The following is a 16,480-nucleotide window of genomic DNA, read 5'->3' as shown; positions in this document are numbered from 1 at the left end:
GTGGACGCAGGTGGACGCCGATCTGCTGAGGCGACCACGTTCTTTCCTTCCCCGAGATGGTGCCGCCCAGGATTTCGACGACGGCACCATCGACGCTAGCAGCGGGGTCTGCAGGTTCGCGACTGGTTTTTCGCCGGCCGTTCTCGTTCGGTTATGCCTGGTAGACGGGGTTCTCCGCAACAAACTTCTCGACGTACGAGCACGTCGGAAGGATCTTCAATCCCTCGTTCCGGGTCTGATCGAGCGCTTCACGCACCACGATGTCGGCAAGCCCGCGCCCACGAAACTGCGGATAGGTCACCGTGTGGTGGAAATCACGGACGCCGGAATGGTCCGAGTACTCGGCGAAACCGGCGAGTTCGCCGTCGACTCGGATCTCGAAACGCGTTTCCGCGGGATTGTGCGCCACTGTCTCGGTCATCTTCGGGCTCCGTTTCGAAAGGGCGGCCGGTTGCGCCGCGCCGCGTCTACGTTCTCTGGAGCACGCTACCTGGCAGGCCGTCCGCAATATCGGTTGCCGACGTGGGATCCGTTACTTAGCGCAACTACAACTGGACGACCGTTCAAGGGACCTTCGTCGCCATGGAGAACGAACAAAACTGGTCTGTACGTGCCGATTTGCCCGTACTTTTGTGCCCACAACGGGTGATACATATGCATCACGATCGTAACTATCCCAATATGTGGGACCGGTCACAAAGTTTTTTGTCGTCTGTTCGGATGGATTAAGTGGAGGGCCTGAAACGGGCAAATTGCAGGTCAGCGGCGCGCTGGTTGCGTGTCGATGATGGGTGCGAGTGGCCGGAAACCCCAGGGGTATTGCGTTGGTCATCAGATCGTTTCTCGGACGTGATCCCAAAGACCCGCTCGGGGGGTTAGCGTTTGAATCGTCGGGGATAGAAGAAGCGTTACAACTTCGCCAAAAAAACTTTGGCGTCGCTGCTCAACGGTTCGATTTCGAGTCTTCGTCGGACAACTTCGAGGAAGGAACGCACATGATTTTCGGGCAGCGTGAGTCGAACAGTTACTTTGCCGCAATTTTTTCGTACGACTTCCTTGACGAAGGTCTGGGATACGAGACCATCGCACGGATTCACCGAGGCGAGATCTGCGAATGGATTCGTGATCTCGAGGCTTCCGGGTTGTTCTCGGCTGCGGAAGTCCATGCCGCTGAACTGGCATGGCGCGAAAATCCACGCCTGCTCCTCGACGCCCTTCTCGAGGACGCTGACGAGGTCTCTGTCAAGCGCTGGGAGATCGCGTGGACGAGGCTCGAGCGTCAGTCGCCGGCAGCCGGAACCGCGGTGGCAGAGCACGGCTGATCCGGTCGGGCCGAGTCGACTGCTCAGTCTGCGTCAAGATCAACCGTCTGCGTTACATCAACGGTCGACGAGTATCACCTCGTGATCTGTAAGCACGGTGAATTGCGCGCCCGCCGTGGTCAGGGCCGCAACCGTCCGCGCAGTCACCTGTGGATCTTCGAGTAGCGAATCGCCGCCGTGCGGCACTATCGCGAAGTCGATCAGCGCGAGCCCGGACCAGATCGGGTCGATACCGCACGTTGGCATGACTTCAGCGGGGTCGTCCGACGCGTCCAGCCCGATCAGAGTCGGAGTCGCCAGGCACGCTCCGGCGCTGTATCCCGCATAGGCCACGACGCCTGAACGAACCAGCATCTCGATGACCCTGTCAGCGCCACTTCGAGCTAGCTGAGCTCGCAGGACGAACGTGTTTCCGCCGCGAACCCACAGGCAGTCGAATTCGCGGAGCCGGAGTTCCAGTGCTTCCGATGCACCCAGGAAGTCTCGGACATCCACTTCCTCTGCGGTGAAGCCCGCTGCCCGTAGCGGAGTCAATTCGCTGGTGACTGCTGAACTGCGGGCATTGGCGGGCCACGAATCTGCAGCCGCGGCGATGACCGCGATGCGAGCGCCGCGGCCTACGAGATCGACAAAAGCCTCGCGGTGATCGCCGAATCGGTAGGACGAGAGAAACAGTTTCACTTCTCAGTACCTTCGCGACCTACCCACCCAGCCCTCAAATCGTGAACGCCAGATTGTCGACGACGCGTGTGCCCACCGTGGTGTCACCGCGAAGCGAGATGTCGGTTCGGTGATCCGACGCGTGGACGCGGCCACCGGCAATTCGGGTGAAGAGCGGTGAGCTCATCGAGATGGTCGTGGTCGCCGGACCGTCCAACTCCGGGACGAGTGTTGCTCGCGCGTCGACCGAGACGTGAAGTGAACGGGCAAGTGGCCCTTCGAGTTCGAAAGTGATCCGTGCTCCCTCTGGCGCCTTTCCTCGTTTTCCGACGACGAATCCGAGCGCGCTGGTGATTTCGCCGAATGCAGTCTCCGCGCGCAATCCGCCTTCCTCACCCGGAATGCCAACTGCATCTCTGATGTCGAGTTCGTGCATCCAACAGTCGAAGGTCCGAATACGCATGAACCGGCCATAGGGCGCAAGACCGACCGGTGTTTGTGTCTCGGCGTCCCAGTCCGCGCTGGTCATCGAGCGCAGCGCTTCGGTTCGTTCGGCGGTGATCTCGCGATATCGGGTCAGCAGGTCCGAGTGCGGTGTCCGCCGCAGGCCTTCGACCCAGCGCTCGTTGAACGCCGCAATCTCGTTGTGGACGTGGGGCAATGCGTGCACGTCCAGATTGATCGACGGCGGATTGATGCCCGAGAGCAGTGATTCCGTACCGATCAGATGGGACACGATGTCGTGAACCGTCCACCCCGGAAGGTTCGACGGTGCCAACCACTGATCGCCGTCGAGTTCGGCCAGCAGTGCGTCGATGACTCGCCATTCCTCGGTCAATGCGTCGACTACTGAGTCCTGGGGCCAACCACTCATGTGGACATCTCCTGTTTCGGACGGTGCGGTTCTCCTCACTGTATGTCCCGGCGGATAAGTGAGCGGGCATTCCCATGCTTCGAGTCGGTGTCACCAAACCTCCGAGGGTGGCAGAGTTCCTGTGGTAGACCAGGATTGTCGACGCCGAAGCAGGCTCACGCGGCGTTGTCGTCACCGACAGAGGAGTCTTCGTGTTTCCAGGAAATTTTGTCCAGTCCACGCCGGACAAGCCCGCCGTCATTCGCCCTGCGACGGGTGAGTCCATCACCTATCGGGAACTCGACGAACGGTCGACGCAGTTGGCGCGATACTTCCGAAGTGTCGGTGCCAAGCCTGGGGACCACGTCGCTCTCATCTCGAACAACGATCTCCGGGCGTTCGAGGTGTACTGGGCAGCGTTGAGATCCGGCCTCTACATCACCGCGGTGAACTGGCATCTCACGGCTTCGGAGGCTGCCTACATCGTCGACGACTGCGAGGCGACAATTCTGGTGGCGTCGGGGCAGGCGTCCGCAGCAGTTCCGTTGGACGAGAAGCTGATTCCACGCGTGCGGCACCGATTGGTGTACGGCGGCGCCCTCGAGGGCTTCGACGACTACGAAGAAGCGGTCGATGCGCAGTCCACTGCTCCACTCGACTCGCAGCCGCGTGGGGCTGACATGCTGTATTCGTCGGGAACCACCGGCAGGCCGAAGGGGATCAAAGGAGATCTCCCGGAGGGTGAGGTGAACACCACCATGGATCCGTACACCGCGGTGTTCGCACCGATGTACGGGTTCGATTCCGACACAGTCTATTTGTGCCCGGCTCCGGTCTATCACGCGGCGCCCCTGCGTTTTTGCGGCGTGATCAATTCGGTCGGCGGAACCGTGATCTTGATGGATGCATTCGAAGCCGAAACCGCGCTGGAGTTGATCGGTAAATACGCTGTGACGCACAGTCAGTGGGTACCGACGATGTTCGTTCGAATGTTGAAACTTCCGAAGGAGACCCGTGATCGTTACGACGTCTCGACGGTGAAGGTCGCCATTCACGCTGCTGCTCCCTGCCCGCCCGAAGTGAAGACGGCAATGATCGACTGGTGGGGGCCGGTGATCTACGAATACTACGCCTCGACCGAGGGTTCGGGCGCTACCTTCATCAACAGTGAGCAGGCCTTGTCGCATCCGGGTTCCGTCGGGCGTGACGGAGTGATGGGGATCGTGCACATCTGTGACGACGCCGGGCGCGATCTTCCGGTCGGCGAGATCGGTACCGTGTTCTGGGAGCGGGAGACTTTGCCGTTCCGGTACCACAATGATCCCGAGAAAACGGCTGCCGCGCAGCATCCGGATCATCCGACGTGGACGACGAGTGGAGATATCGGCTATATCGACTCCGAGCGTTTCCTTTATCTGACCGACCGCGCCGCGTTCACGATTATCTCCGGTGGTGTGAATATCTACCCACAGGAGTCCGAGAACATCCTTACTTTGCACCCGAAGGTGTTCGACGTGGCGGTCATCGGTGTTCCCGACGAGGAAATGGGTGAGCAGGTCAAGGCGGTTGTCCAACTAGCGGAGGGAATCGAGCCCGGTGCCCATGTCGCCGAGGAATTGCTGGAATACGTTCGCAGTCAGGTCGCACATTTCAAAGCTCCGAGAAGCATTGACTTTGCCGACGAATTGCCTCGGACCGCTACAGGAAAGCTCGTCAAGCACAAGTTGCGGTCTCAATATGTGAGCAATTGATGCTCTAGTGAAATGCTAGGACATCAGAGTAATTCTGCGAGATAGTCGGCAAGGACCTGCGCGTGACCGTACGGCAGGTCCTTGCTTGCTGTCAGTAGAACAACGGGTCGAGCATCCGAGGATGGTGCGAGGCGTACTGCAGGTTTTCGCGTTTGAGGCCGCGTGGCCGGAGTCGGTCTACGCGGAGTCGGACGGCGTTACATTCGGAAGCCGGTTCGTAAACTCGCTCGACGGTGATTATTCGGCGCGTCATTCTGATGCCTTTACGTCTTTCGGCCGTTTCAAATAGTGGAATAGTCCGCCATTCCGGTGTGATCGGCCTCACAGTAGGCTTCTTCAGGTATGTCCAAACATACTGTTCGGACTCGATTCAGATGGAGAAAGTGCGTCGTCGGTTTCCCTACGCCGCGTTAACTCTGGCTACTATCAGTCACCATTCACCCAAAAGCGGGTCATCTTCCGCTCATCACATGCTGGTTGCCGCTCGTCGCAGCAGGCGAACCACCAACCGCAGAAGGTAATGGAAAATGGAAACATCGAAGAGCGCACAAGTGCGTCCGTCGGTCGGCGTCCCTCGAGAATCGAGTGATGGTGAGCGTCGGGTCGCATTGGTGCCGAAAATTGTGTCCGCTTTGATCGGCAAGGGTGTCGACGTGGTCGTCGAGTCCGGGGCCGGTCTCGGGGCGTTGATTCCCGACGAGTTGTACACCGCTGCCGGCGCGAAGATCGGCGATCCGTGGACTGCTGACGTGGTGGTCAAGGTTGCGCCTCCGTCGACAGAAGAGATCGCCCGGATCAGTACCGGCGCGAAGCTCATCGGTTTCCTGAATCCGCGTAATGCGGACAACCGCATCGCCGAGTTGAAGGCCGCCGGCATCGAGGGATACGCCGTGGAGGCGATTCCTCGTATCTCCCGCGCGCAGGTGATGGACGCGTTGTCCTCGCAGGCGAACGTGTCCGGGTACAAGGCTGTTCTGTTGGCAGCATCGGAGTCGACGCGGTTCTTCCCGATGCTCACCACCGCTGCGGGCACGGTGAAGCCTGCGACGGTTCTGGTCCTCGGAGTGGGTGTGGCAGGTCTGCAGGCGCTGGCGACAGCCAAGCGTCTCGGTGGCCGCGCTACCGGGTACGACGTGCGTCCTGAGGTCGCCGACCAGGTGCGTTCGGTGGGTGCACAGTGGCTCGACCTGGGAATCGATGCGGCGGGCGAGGGTGGATACGCCCGCGAGTTGACCGACGACGAGCGAGCGAAGCAGCAGCAGGCACTCGAAGATGCGATCAAGGGCTTCGACGTTGTGATCACCACTGCTCTGGTTCCGGGTCGTCCCGCGCCGCGCCTGGTGACCGCTGCCGCGGTCGAAGGCATGAAGCCGGGCAGTGTGGTGGTCGACCTCGCGGGTGAAACCGGTGGTAACTGCGAGCTGACCGAGCCGGGTCAAACCGTCGTCAAGCACGGCGTGACCATTTGCTCTCCGTTGAATTTGCCGGCGTCCATGCCGGAGCATGCGTCCGAGTTGTACTCGAAGAACATTTCCGCGCTGATCGAACTCATGTTGGTGGAAGGTGCCTTGGCGCCTGATTTCTCCGACGAGGTTCTGGCCGGTGCGTGCGTCACCCGTGAAGAGAAGGGCGCCTGATGTACACATCACTGCTGGCGAACATCGCGATCCTGGTGTTGTCCGGGTTTGTCGGTTTCGCTGTGATCTCCAAAGTTCCGAACACTCTGCACACCCCGTTGATGTCCGGTACGAACGCCATCCACGGCATCGTCGTCCTGGGCGCGTTGGTCGTCCTGGGCAAGGTGCACGATCCCTCGATCGGGCTGCAGATCATCTTGTTCGTAGCGCTCGTCTTCGGAACCGTGAACGTTGTCGGTGGTTTTGTCGTCACGGACCGCATGTTGGCGATGTTCAAGGCCAAGCCGGCCGCCAAGTCTGTGTCGAAGGATGGTGACCAGTAATGGAATACCTGGTCAATGCGCTCTACATTGTCGCGTTCTCGATGTTCATCTACGGCCTCATGGGTCTTACCGGCCCGAAGACCGCAGTCCGCGGTAACCAGATCGCCGCGGTCGGCATGCTCATCGCCGTCGTTGCAACTCTGATCTCCATTCGTGATGCGGAGATGGGGAACTGGATCCTCATCGCTGCCGGCCTTGTCATCGGTGTCGTGCTCGGCATTCCGCCGGCGCTCCGGACGAAGATGACGGCCATGCCGCAGTTGGTGGCACTGTTCAACGGTGTCGGCGGCGGCACGGTCGCGTTGATCGCGTACGCGGAGTTCCTGGACTCGGACGGTTTCACCGCATTCCAGCACGGCGAGTCGCCGACGGTACACATCGTCATCGCGTCGCTCTTTGCCGCGGTGATCGGATCGATCTCCTTCTGGGGCAGCGTGATCGCGTTCCTGAAGCTGCAGGAAACTCTGCCTGGTCGTCCGATCGGAATCGGTAAGCTCCAGCAGCCGCTCAATGCTCTGCTGCTCATTGCCGCCGTCGCGTTCTCGGTGATCATCGGTATCAAGGCGATCTCACCGGAAGGCCCGACCAGCTCACTGTGGATCGTCGGCGTGCTCGTGCTCTCGGGCATCCTCGGACTGATGGTCGTGCTGCCCATCGGCGGCGCGGACATGCCCGTCGTCATCTCGCTGCTCAACGCTCTGACCGGTTTGTCAGCTGCTGCTGCAGGTTTGGCGCTCAACAACCAGGCGATGATCGTCGCCGGCATGATCGTGGGTGCTTCGGGCACCATCTTGACCAACCTCATGGCCAAGGCCATGAACCGGTCCATCCCGGCCATCGTTGCCGGCGGCTTCGGTGGTGGTGGCGGTGAAGCCGCATCCTCCGACGGTGTCGTGCGCACGGCAAAGGCGACCTCGGCCGCCGACGCGGCTATCCAGATGGCCTACGCCAACCAGGTCATCGTCGTACCCGGATACGGACTTGCCGTCGCGCAGGCTCAGCATGCCGTCAAGGACATGGCGAAATTGCTCGAGTCGAAGGGTGTCGAGGTCAAGTACGCCATTCACCCGGTCGCCGGCCGTATGCCTGGTCACATGAACGTTCTTCTCGCAGAGGCGGATGTCTCGTACGACGCGATGAAGGAAATGGACGACATCAACGACGAGTTCTCTCGTACCGATGTCACCTTGGTGATCGGTGCGAACGACGTCACCAACCCGGCGGCGCGCAACGATCCGAGCTCACCGATTCACGGAATGCCGATCCTCAACGTCGACCAGTCGAAGTCGGTCATCGTGCTCAAGCGTTCGATGAACTCCGGTTTCGCCGGTATCGAGAACCCGCTCTTCTTCGCGGAGGGCACTTCGATGCTCTTCGGTGACGCCAAGAAGTCGGTCTCCGAAGTAACCGAGGAGCTCAAGGCGCTCTAGCGCTGGTACTCGGAAGGGGCGTCCACTCGCAGCTGCGAGTGGACGCCTTTTTTCGTGGCCGTGTGTTGCAAAGATGTCGTGTGTTGCAACGACTTCTTGTGCTGAAACGACTTCTTGTGCTGAAACGACAAAGGCGCCTGGTCCGAGACGAAACTCGGAACAGGCGCCTCTGGCGACGTTTTACGGAACCTCGGGGGTTTCGGGGTCGGAAGAGAAGCCGGAAAGTAGTTCGATCAACTTCTGGATCAGTTCGAGCGGGTTCAGATCTTCGAGGCTCACGGTAAAGACTCCTTCGCTGTGGAACTACTTGATTCGGACATTTCAGAACATACGTCATGTCCAACCGTGGCGGGAGAGCTATCGGCGAAAATCTCTGAATCCCAAAGATTTAGGACTAAAGTCGGATGCTCCGGTGCCGGGAGAACGCGATGGCTGCCGTATCTGGGCGCAGCTCTTCACGTTTCGCGGCGATGGGCGATCGTGCCATCAAAATGGCTGCGGCACAGGCCCATACCAGGGTGATCAGAATGCCAGCTATCACTCCGAAAAGGCCGCTCAGCTCGGCGGCGAGCGCGCTGGCACCGATCGCAGCAACTCCGACGAATCCGAGTCCGGCGACCACCGGACGCCACTGCGGGGCGGAGATCAAGATCGCCGAGCAGTACAGCGCGGTCGCCGCTGCGACGTGACCGCTGGGCAGTAGGTCCTGGGGCACATCGGGGAGCCAGGAACCGAATGCCGCGTTGGTGAGATTGGCGCCCATTCCGAGGAGCAGGATCGCGCCGATGCCGTATGGCAGTCCGCGGACCATCGAGACGACCGCCAGAGCGGTAGTGGCTGCGAGTACGGCGGTGACGTCGAATCGGCCTACCGTCCACTCGGCAAGTGCGCGCACCTGTTCCGGGACGCTCAAACCGGGCGAGGTGGGTCGCACGAAATACAAGACGCCCAGCGCTACGACGGCGATCGCGGCAAGGACGAGGAAGCGAGTGGTTGTGGAGGGAGCGGGGTGCTGGGTGGAGGTCGAGACGGTCACGAGTACCAGCATCCCTGTTGAGTCTGTGCCGATCGTGAGGATCAGCTGTGAGGTCTGTAGGCGGTCGGAGAATCGCGCCGAACGACACCCGCACAACCCGCTGCGACCAGGACGCATGCAAACGGGATCAACATTGCTGTGGTGAGAGGCACAAGCTTGGTGACCCAGCCGATGGTTGCCGGACCGGCGAGGAATCCGATGTATCCCATGCCGACGACGCGAGACATGTTGGTGCCGGCCGAACCTGAGCCCAGATTTCCGGCCGTGGTGAAGATCTGCGGAATGCATCCCGACAGGCCGGCGCCGAACAGGGCCCAACCGAGCAACGTCAGTGGTAGCCAGCCGGATACCACGACGGTCAGCATTCCGATGGACGAAAGCAACGCACCGTAGCGAACCACTGCCACCGGGCCTACCGCCGCGCTGATCCGATCCGCGGTGAACCGGCCGACGGTCATCATGGCGGAGAATGCGCCGAACGACAGTGCGGCAACGGCATTCGAAACACCGAGATCTTCCTTGACCTGCAGCGCGCTCCAGTCGTTTGCCACTCCCTCGGCCAGCATCAGAACAAAGGCGAGGGTTCCGAGGGCAAGTACGCGAGCCGAGAATCTGCCGTGTGTCTTTCCGGTAGTCGACGCGGTTTCGGCATGCACGTCGACGTGAGGGAGAAGGGGTCGCGAGCACAACCAGACTGCCAGCAAGCCGATTGCCGACGCGATGCTGAGCGTGACATACGGCGGAAGATCCAGTGCGAGAGTGCCGAATCCGATGACAGAGCCCAATACGCCACCGACCGAGAACATGCCGTGAAAGGCCGCCATGATCGGGCGCCGGTACAACTGTTCGGCCTCGACGGCCTGCGAGTTCATCGACACGTCCAACGCGCCGTTCGCAAAGCCGAACACGACAAGTGCAGCGCCCAGTTGCCAGGTGTTCGTGGCAAACCCCGGGCCGAGAGTGGCGAATGCCAGCCCGCTACCCGCCAGGACGACCATGCGTCTGCTGCCGTATCGATCTGCGAGCGGACCGCTCAACTGCATGCCGGCAATGGCTCCGACTGCAAGAAGGAGAAGAAGTGAGCCGAGCGTCGAGTGACTGATTCCCACACGGTGTTCGATGGACGGAATGTGGACGACCCACATCGCGAGCAGAAATCCGTTGATGCCGAAGATGCCGAAGATGCCGGCCCGGGCGCGTACCAGGGCGGAGGTGGGGACTGCTCGGTCGGTGGGGTTGACGCTCACTCGTTCCTTTTTACAGGTGAGACAGCAACAGGTCCGGGTCCGCGAGCATCTGTGCGACAAATGAGAGGAATCTCGCGGCCTGCTCACCATCGAGTACCCGGTGGTCGAACGCCAACGTCAGTGTCGCGACGCTCCGCACTTCGATCTTGCGCTCGATCACCCACGGACGCTCGCTTACCGAGCCCAGGCAGAGGATGACGGCTTCTCCTGGATTGAGAAGCGGAATGCCGCCGTCGACGCCGAAGACTCCGACATTGGTGATCGTGACGGTGCCACCGGTCAGGTGAAGGACGTCCGTCTTTCCCTCACGGGCAGCGACGGTCAGTTCGGTCACCGCGCGTGCGAGTTGGACCAGGCTCAGGGTCTGGGCGCTCTTGATGTTGGGCACGGACAGTCCACGTTCGGAGGCGACGGCGATGCCGAGATTCACGTGATCGTCGATGACGGCGTCGCCGCGGGCCTCGTCCCAATGCGCGTTCACCATCGGGTGCGAGGCGATGGCGGCCACCATTGCCTTGGCAGCGAGAGTCAGCGGAGTGAGGGACAGTCCGGTGAACGCCTCCGAGGAACGGAGCCTGCCGAGCAGTTCCATCGAAGGCGTGACATCAGCGGTGAGGAAGACGCTGGCCTGCGGAGCGCGGGTGCTGGCAACCATCGCCGACGCCATCTGTTTTCGTATGCCGGACGGGGCCAGGCGTGTCGCGTTATCCGAAGGCGCCTGCACGGTAAGCGCGTCTGCGACGTCAGCCGCGGTGACGGCACCGTCGAATCCGCTGCCGGTGATTTCGCTCAGATCGATGCCGGCTTCGCGGGCCGCGCGCCGCGCCGCGGGGGTTGCGGGCCGTCGCTCGGTACTCGCCGCGGATTGCGAGTATGGCGTGATCCTGGTCCGTCGTCGGCTCGGTCTCTCGGCCGCGGGTCCGTACCCGACCAGCACACTCGGAGACTGCGAATCACTTGGAGACGGTGAATCTGAAGACTCCTCGATGCGGATGATCGGAGTGCCGACCGGGACGGTAGAGCCAGCTTCGACGAGGAGTGACCTGACAACGCCGACGTAGGGCGACGGCAGTTCGACAAGAGCTTTGGCTGTCTCTACCTGGGCGAGAACTTGATTGAGTGCCACAGTGTCGCCGACGCCGACCGCCCACTCGACCAGATCGGCGGACGTCAGGCCCTCGCCGAGATCCGGTAACCGGAATTCGTGCGCCGTGCTCATGCTGCCAGCGTCCGGTCGAGTGCTGCGAGGATCCGGTCGGCGTCCGGAAGGTGAAATCGCTCGAGCTTGGCGGGCGGGTAGGGGATGTCGAATCCGGTGACCCGCAGGATCGGTGACTCCAGCTGATAGAAGCAGTGTTCCGCGACGTGTGCTGCGATTTCGGCGCCGACGCCGAGAAACTTCTGCGCCTCATGGACGACGACAAGCCGGCCTGTCTTGTTCACCGAAGCCTCGATCGTGTCGAAGTCGATGGGCGAGAGTGAACGCAGATCCACGACCTCCAGATCGTGGCCTTCTTCTTCGGCAATCCTCGCGGCGTCGAGCGCGGTGGCGACCATGGATCCGTACGCAACCACTGTCGCGTCGTTCCCCGAGCGGGCGACGCGAGCACGGTGGAGCGGAAGCTCGGGCGCGGCATCGGTATTCACGTCGGCGGTATCCCAGTAGCGCCGTTTGGGTTCGAGGAATATCACCGGGTCGTCGGCCGCAATGGATTGGCGGATCATGTGAAAACCGTCGATCGGATTGCTCGGGTACACCACCCGCAGTCCCGCGGTGTGAGCGAAGTACGCTTCGGGCGACTCCGAATGATGTTCCACCGCACCGATTCCGCCGCCACTGGGAATCCGAATCGTCAGTGGCGCAGAGGCAGCGCCTCGGGTGCGGTACTGGATCTTGGCCACCTGCGAGACGATCTGATCGAAAGCCGGGTAGACAAACCCGTCGAATTGAATTTCGCAGACAGGCCGATATCCGCGCAAGGCAAGCCCGAAAGCTGTTCCCACGATCCCTGATTCGGCGAGGGGCATGTCGATCACCCGAGTGTCGCCGAAGTCCTTCTGCAGGGCGTCGGTAACCCGGAATACGCCGCCGAGACGGCCGACGTCCTCGCCCATGATGACAACGCGACGATCGTCTTCGAGTGCGCGTCGAAGGCCGGTGTTGAGCGCGGTCACCAGATTCATGACGGTCATGACGAAGCCCCTTCCAGGCTGCCCAGATACGCGCGATGCTCTTCGCGTTCAGCGTCGACCAGTGGGTGTGCCTCGGCGTAGACGTGATCGAAGAGCGCTGACGGGGGCGGATCGGCGAGCGCGATGGTTGCGCGTCGCAGTCCAGCGGCGACGTCGTCGGCGGCTGCCGCGATGGTGCTGAGTTCGTTTTCTCCGAGAAGATCGCGACGGCCGAGGAGCAGACGCATTCGCTCGAGCGGATCGCGGCTTTTCCACTCCGACATATCCGTATCGGTGCGGTACCTGCTCGGATCGTCGGAGGTCGTGTGCGGGCCCATCCGGCAGGTGATCGCCTCGATGAACGTCGGGCCGCTGCCTTCGCGTGCGCGATAGAGCGCCGAGCGCGTCACGGCGAGCACGGCAAGGACGTCGTTACCGTCGACGCGGATCGCCGGAATACCGTAACCGATCGCCCGATGCGAGATGGGTGTACGGGACTGCAGGGATACCGGTTCACTGATTGCCCACTGGTTGTTCTGGCAGAAGAAGACAACGCCGACACGGAAACTGGCGGCAAATCCCATCGCCTCGGCGATGTCACCCTGACTTGTGGCGCCGTCGCCGAAGTACGCGATCGTTGCGATCTCGGCGCCGTCCAGGTGTGCGCCGAGTGCGTATCCGGTGGCGTGCAGCCCTTGGGAGCCGACGACGATCGCCGGATTGGTGACGTTGAATTGTTCTGGATCCCAACCGGAATGGGAGATTCCTCGCCACATGGTGGTCAGCAATTCGGGGGGAACACCCCGGCAGTACGCGACGGCATGTTCGCGGTAGCTGGTGAACGCGAAGTCGTCTGGGGCGAGCGCTCTCGCGGAACCGACCTGGGCGGCTTCTTGGCCTAGCATCGGAGCCCACAAACCGATTTCGCCTTGACGCTGCAGGGCAACAGCTTCGGTGTCGATGCGGCGACTCACGACGAGATCGCGATACAACGACAGCAGTTCGTCAGGCCCGATGTCTGTTATCAGGCGGTCGAATTCGGGACGGCACACCCGTGCGCCGTTCGGTTGGATGAGTTGGACCGGATAATCGAGGTTGTCGATCATCTTCGCTCACCTCGGTTTCTGCTCATTCCCGGCGCGCCTCGTGAGTACGCCGCACAATCCCGATGTGTCGTATGCAGTTGTCGCTCTACCATCAGGATCCCCCTGATTGGGAAATCCGCAAGTATTTTCACTGCCGTATCAAGACCTGAACTGCGAACTGGCGAGTAACAAACGTGTCGGTACGGCCAACCGATCGGACTTCAACCGCTAGCATCGGTGCGGTGACTGCAGTCGGTTTGAACGAAGAAGCTGTTTCCGCGTGGATCGCCGGACTGGGGGTCGGCGCCACGACACCACTGACTTTCGAGAGGATCGGTAACGGGCAATCGAACCTGACCTACTCCGTGACGGATGCGGGCGGAGGACGGTGGGTACTGCGCAGACCTCCACTCGGCACGTTGTTGGCGTCCGCGCACGACGTCGTTCGCGAGCACCGCATCCTGTCCTCGCTCCAGGGAACCAAAGTGCCGGTTCCGAAGATCCTCGGCATCACGGAAGATCCGGAGATCACGGACGCTCCGCTGGTCCTCATGAGCTACATCGACGGCGTTGTGATCGACGGCGTTCCGGTTGCTCAGAAGTTGACCGAGGACGAGCGTCGCGCGGTCGGCTTGGCGATGCCCAAAACCCTCGCCAGCATCCACGGAGTTGACCTGGAAGAGACCGGGCTGGACGACCTGGCCAGCCGCAAGCCCTTTGCCGAGCGTCAGCTCAAGCGGTGGTCGGCGCAGTGGGAGAAGTCGAAGACCCGCGATGTTCCGGATGTCGACCGATTGGCCGAGATTCTGCACCGAAACATTCCGGAACAGAACGAAGTGACGTTGGTTCACGGCGACTTCCACCTCAACAACGTCATCACCGATCCGGCCGAGGGGCGCATCGTTGCCGTCGTCGACTGGGAGCTGTGCACGTTGGGGGAGCCGCTCGCGGACCTCGGTGCGCTACTCGCGTACTGGCCGGAAGCCGGTGACAAGGTTGCCGGTCCGTTCATGGCGTCCACGCTGGAAGGCTTCCCGAACCGTGACGAGCTGGTCGCTGCCTACGTCGAGGCGACTGGCCGCGACGTGTCAGCGGTCGGATACTGGCACGTACTCGCTCTGTGGAAGCTCTCGATCATCGCGGAGGGCGTGCTGCGACGTATCCTCGACGATCCGCGCAACAAGGCCGAGCACGGCGGCCCGACGGTCGCGCTGATCGACGGAATCGTTGCACGCGCCGTCTTGACGGCAGATCAGCTCGGTCTGAGCTAGTTTTCGGTCAAGGTCCCGGCTGCAGATCTGATGGCCGCCGGGATCTCCACCGGCTTACGGGTGTCGGCGTCGACGTAGACGTGGACAAAGCGGCCGGTGGCAGCGGGTTCCCAATTGCCACCGTCGACCTCGTGGAATATCGCCAGGGCGTAGACGATGCTCTTGGTGCCCAGCTTCTCGACGGAGATACCCACCTGCAACTGCTCGGGGAACGACAGTTCGCTCAGGTACCGGCACGACGTCTGGGCGACGACGCCGATGGCAGGCAGGGTGCGGATGTCGGTTCCAGTGGAAGACATCAGCCAGGCGTTGACCGCGGTGTCGAAGTACGAGTAGTAGGTCACGTTGTTGACGTGGCCGTAGTGATCGTTGTCGTCCCACCGCGTCGGGACGGGCCAGAGAACGGGAAACTCGCTGATCGACGGGGGCGTCTGCGCTGTGCTCACGGCTTCGACTGTAGTGAGGACTTTCGCGAGAGTGGGGGCAGGGTGGTGCCCTGTAGGACTGCACGCACGATCAGCCCCACCAACAGTGCCCAGAATGCCGATCCGATTCCCAGGATACTGACCCCGGATGCGGCGATCAGAAACGTGACCACGGCGCCTTCACGTTCACTCGCCTCGCTCAGCGCCGACGTGAGGGCGCCGGCAAGCGTTGCCAGGAGCGCCAGTCCGGCAACAGTTTCCACGACTCCGGCCGGTGCGGCGGCTACCAGAGCGGCCACCGCGGCCGCGCCGGCAGCGAGAACGAGATACGCCCAGCCTGCGGTGAAGGCAGCGATCCATCGACGTTTGGGATCCGGATGTGCGGTGGGGGCGGCGGCCAGGGCTGCGCTGATCGCCGCGAGGTTGATCGCATGGCCACCGGCCGGTGCGCCGACGATGGTGCCGATACCCGTCACGATCATCGACGGTCGCCAGGGAACGGTGTATCCGAACGAATTCATCACGGCCACACCGGGAATGTTCTGCGAAGCCATCGTGACGATGTAGAGGGGAATCGCAATGCCGATCATTGCCTGCCAGGTCCACGACGGCGCGGTGAGATCAATGCGGGGAATCATGGCGCCGGCGTCGAGCACTCGATCCGACGTGACGAGGCTGATCCCGATCACGACCGCTGCTGTGAGAAACGCGAGCGGAACCGCCCATCGCTTGGAGAAGCGCTGCGCGGCAAGCCAAACCAGGATGACGGGCGCGACCGCTGCGGGGGCGTCCCGGACGGCGATGATCGGCGCCAGGCACAACGGCATCAGAACCCCGGCGAGCATCGCCTGCGCGAGGGGCGTCGGGATTGCCGAGATGATCCTTCCGAGCGTCGGCCACAGTCCGGTCAGAACAATCGCGATTCCGACGACGATGAATGCTCCGACCGCCGCCGGCCACCCACCCTCGACGGCTCCCGCGCCGGCGAGCAGAGCGGCACCGGGCGTCGACCAGGCCAGGGTGATCGGCATCCGATACCGGCGTGAGAGCCAGAGCATTCCCAACGCTTGGGTCACACACAGAACCAGCAGTCCGGACGCCGCCTCGGTCGCGTCCGCGCCGACAGCGGCGAGGCCGGTGAGGACCACCGCGAACGAACTGGTGAAGCCGACGAGGGCCGTGACGATGCCTGCGCTCATCGGTTGCGAGTTGCTGCGAACGGCTTCCGGTTCGGTGGTATCTGTGGAGTCCGACATGGTCAGTGATTC

The 16,480-nt window shown here is 62.0% G+C and carries 16 protein-coding genes; 6 read left to right on the top strand and 10 right to left on the bottom strand.

Features of this window, described 5'->3' with window-relative positions; all coding sequences use genetic code 11:
* Positions 1–151: 151 nt before the first annotated feature.
* A complete protein-coding gene (locus V3587_RS26460; protein WP_283377515.1) occupies positions 152–421 on the bottom strand; it encodes a GNAT family N-acetyltransferase in 270 nt (89 codons plus the stop codon).
* Positions 422–995: 574 nt separating this feature from the next.
* Here V3587_RS26460 and V3587_RS26455 point away from each other — a divergent pair.
* Entirely contained in the window at positions 996–1,322 is a 327-nt protein-coding gene (locus tag V3587_RS26455) for a hypothetical protein (RefSeq protein ID WP_003941297.1), read from the top strand.
* Between the two features lie 57 nt (positions 1,323–1,379).
* On the opposite strand, the gene V3587_RS26450 is transcribed toward V3587_RS26455, so the two are convergent.
* Positions 1,380–2,003, bottom strand: coding sequence for a Type 1 glutamine amidotransferase-like domain-containing protein (locus V3587_RS26450; protein WP_042447910.1), 624 nt, complete (start codon positions 2,001–2,003; stop codon positions 1,380–1,382).
* Positions 2,004–2,037: 34 nt separating this feature from the next.
* Positions 2,038–2,856, bottom strand: a complete 819-nt coding sequence (locus V3587_RS26445) for a maleylpyruvate isomerase family mycothiol-dependent enzyme (protein ID WP_003941328.1) — start codon at positions 2,854–2,856, stop codon at positions 2,038–2,040.
* A gap of 191 nt (positions 2,857–3,047) precedes the next feature.
* Here V3587_RS26445 and V3587_RS26440 point away from each other — a divergent pair, with 191 nt between their 5' ends.
* The 4 genes from V3587_RS26440 to V3587_RS26425 all read left to right on the top strand — a co-directional run bounded on the left by V3587_RS26440 (position 3,048) and on the right by V3587_RS26425 (position 7,976).
* The gene (locus V3587_RS26440; RefSeq protein WP_003941397.1) at positions 3,048–4,586 is read left to right on the top strand and encodes an AMP-binding protein; all 1,539 of its coding nucleotides are present in this window, start codon (positions 3,048–3,050) and stop codon (positions 4,584–4,586) included.
* 527 nt (positions 4,587–5,113) lie between these two features.
* On the top strand, positions 5,114–6,223 hold the full coding sequence (locus V3587_RS26435; protein WP_003941381.1) for a Re/Si-specific NAD(P)(+) transhydrogenase subunit alpha: 1,110 nt from the start codon (positions 5,114–5,116) through the stop codon (positions 6,221–6,223).
* Positions 6,223–6,546, top strand: a complete 324-nt coding sequence (locus V3587_RS26430) for an NAD(P) transhydrogenase subunit alpha (RefSeq protein ID WP_003941319.1) — start codon at positions 6,223–6,225, stop codon at positions 6,544–6,546. Before V3587_RS26435 ends, V3587_RS26430 begins: the two co-directional genes overlap by 1 nt.
* Positions 6,546–7,976 (top strand): NAD(P)(+) transhydrogenase (Re/Si-specific) subunit beta, encoded by a 1,431-nt coding sequence (locus V3587_RS26425; RefSeq protein ID WP_064444065.1) that lies wholly within the window; start codon positions 6,546–6,548, stop codon positions 7,974–7,976. The genes V3587_RS26430 and V3587_RS26425 overlap by 1 nt, the downstream gene beginning before the upstream one ends.
* Before the next feature lie 394 nt (positions 7,977–8,370).
* Here the strand turns inward: V3587_RS26425 and V3587_RS26420 are convergent, their stop codons facing one another.
* From V3587_RS26420 to pdhA, 5 genes are read right to left on the bottom strand one after another with little or no spacing between them, the layout of a single operon-like run.
* Positions 8,371–9,024, bottom strand: a complete 654-nt coding sequence (locus V3587_RS26420; RefSeq protein WP_007726101.1) for a hypothetical protein — start codon at positions 9,022–9,024, stop codon at positions 8,371–8,373.
* A gap of 29 nt (positions 9,025–9,053) precedes the next feature.
* Positions 9,054–10,259, bottom strand: a complete 1,206-nt coding sequence (locus V3587_RS26415) for an MFS transporter (RefSeq protein WP_042447902.1) — start codon at positions 10,257–10,259, stop codon at positions 9,054–9,056.
* 10 nt (positions 10,260–10,269) lie between these two features.
* Positions 10,270–11,478 carry a dihydrolipoamide acetyltransferase family protein gene (locus V3587_RS26410; protein WP_283377514.1) on the bottom strand — a complete coding sequence of 403 codons (1,209 nt, stop codon included), beginning with the start codon at positions 11,476–11,478 and terminating at the stop codon, positions 10,270–10,272.
* Complete coding sequence (locus V3587_RS26405) at positions 11,475–12,452, bottom strand: alpha-ketoacid dehydrogenase subunit beta (RefSeq protein WP_007726108.1); 978 nt, start codon at positions 12,450–12,452, stop codon at positions 11,475–11,477. Before V3587_RS26405 ends, V3587_RS26410 begins: the two co-directional genes overlap by 4 nt.
* Positions 12,449–13,537, bottom strand: coding sequence for a pyruvate dehydrogenase (acetyl-transferring) E1 component subunit alpha (gene pdhA / locus V3587_RS26400; RefSeq protein ID WP_047270247.1), 1,089 nt, complete (start codon positions 13,535–13,537; stop codon positions 12,449–12,451). The genes V3587_RS26405 and pdhA overlap by 4 nt, the downstream gene beginning before the upstream one ends.
* A gap of 221 nt (positions 13,538–13,758) precedes the next feature.
* On the opposite strand from pdhA, the gene V3587_RS26395 reads away from it, so the two are divergent.
* Positions 13,759–14,787, top strand: a complete 1,029-nt coding sequence (locus V3587_RS26395) for a phosphotransferase family protein (RefSeq protein ID WP_047270248.1) — start codon at positions 13,759–13,761, stop codon at positions 14,785–14,787.
* Here the strand turns inward: V3587_RS26395 and V3587_RS26390 are convergent.
* The gene (locus tag V3587_RS26390; RefSeq protein ID WP_283377513.1) at positions 14,784–15,233 is read right to left on the bottom strand and encodes an acyl-CoA thioesterase; all 450 of its coding nucleotides are present in this window, start codon (positions 15,231–15,233) and stop codon (positions 14,784–14,786) included. The two genes, V3587_RS26395 and V3587_RS26390, sit on opposite strands and share 4 nt — an antisense overlap.
* Positions 15,230–16,468: a benzoate/H(+) symporter BenE family transporter gene (locus V3587_RS26385; RefSeq protein WP_064112973.1), complete on the bottom strand. Its 1,239-nt coding sequence runs from the start codon at positions 16,466–16,468 to the stop codon at positions 15,230–15,232. The genes V3587_RS26390 and V3587_RS26385 overlap by 4 nt, the downstream gene beginning before the upstream one ends.
* Positions 16,469–16,480: the final 12 nt, after the last annotated feature.

It is taken from the genome of Rhodococcus sp. IEGM 1306 (assembly GCF_036541985.1).
Taxonomy (GTDB): domain Bacteria; phylum Actinomycetota; class Actinomycetes; order Mycobacteriales; family Mycobacteriaceae; genus Rhodococcus_F; species Rhodococcus_F qingshengii.
This window is presented reverse-complemented; position numbering and strand designations above follow the sequence as displayed.

What these genes read in the sequence shown, in the direction of transcription:
- V3587_RS26410 (WP_283377514.1), bottom strand. Translation starts at nt 11,478, where the DNA reads ATGAGCACGGCGCACGAATTCCGGTTACCGGATCTCGGCGAGGGCCTG.
- V3587_RS26405 (WP_007726108.1), bottom strand. Translation starts at nt 12,452, where the DNA reads ATGACCGTCATGAATCTGGTGACCGCGCTCAACACCGGCCTTCGACGC.
- V3587_RS26420 (WP_007726101.1), bottom strand. Translation starts at nt 9,024, where the DNA reads ATGCTGGTACTCGTGACCGTCTCGACCTCCACCCAGCACCCCGCTCCC.
- V3587_RS26425 (WP_064444065.1), top strand. Translation starts at nt 6,546, where the DNA reads ATGGAATACCTGGTCAATGCGCTCTACATTGTCGCGTTCTCGATGTTC.
- V3587_RS26455 (WP_003941297.1), top strand. Translation starts at nt 996, where the DNA reads ATGATTTTCGGGCAGCGTGAGTCGAACAGTTACTTTGCCGCAATTTTT.
- pdhA (WP_047270247.1), bottom strand. Translation starts at nt 13,537, where the DNA reads ATGATCGACAACCTCGATTATCCGGTCCAACTCATCCAACCGAACGGC.
- V3587_RS26460 (WP_283377515.1), bottom strand. Translation starts at nt 421, where the DNA reads ATGACCGAGACAGTGGCGCACAATCCCGCGGAAACGCGTTTCGAGATC.
- V3587_RS26435 (WP_003941381.1), top strand. Translation starts at nt 5,114, where the DNA reads ATGGAAACATCGAAGAGCGCACAAGTGCGTCCGTCGGTCGGCGTCCCT.
- V3587_RS26445 (WP_003941328.1), bottom strand. Translation starts at nt 2,856, where the DNA reads ATGAGTGGTTGGCCCCAGGACTCAGTAGTCGACGCATTGACCGAGGAA.
- V3587_RS26430 (WP_003941319.1), top strand. Translation starts at nt 6,223, where the DNA reads ATGTACACATCACTGCTGGCGAACATCGCGATCCTGGTGTTGTCCGGG.
- V3587_RS26385 (WP_064112973.1), bottom strand. Translation starts at nt 16,468, where the DNA reads ATGTCGGACTCCACAGATACCACCGAACCGGAAGCCGTTCGCAGCAAC.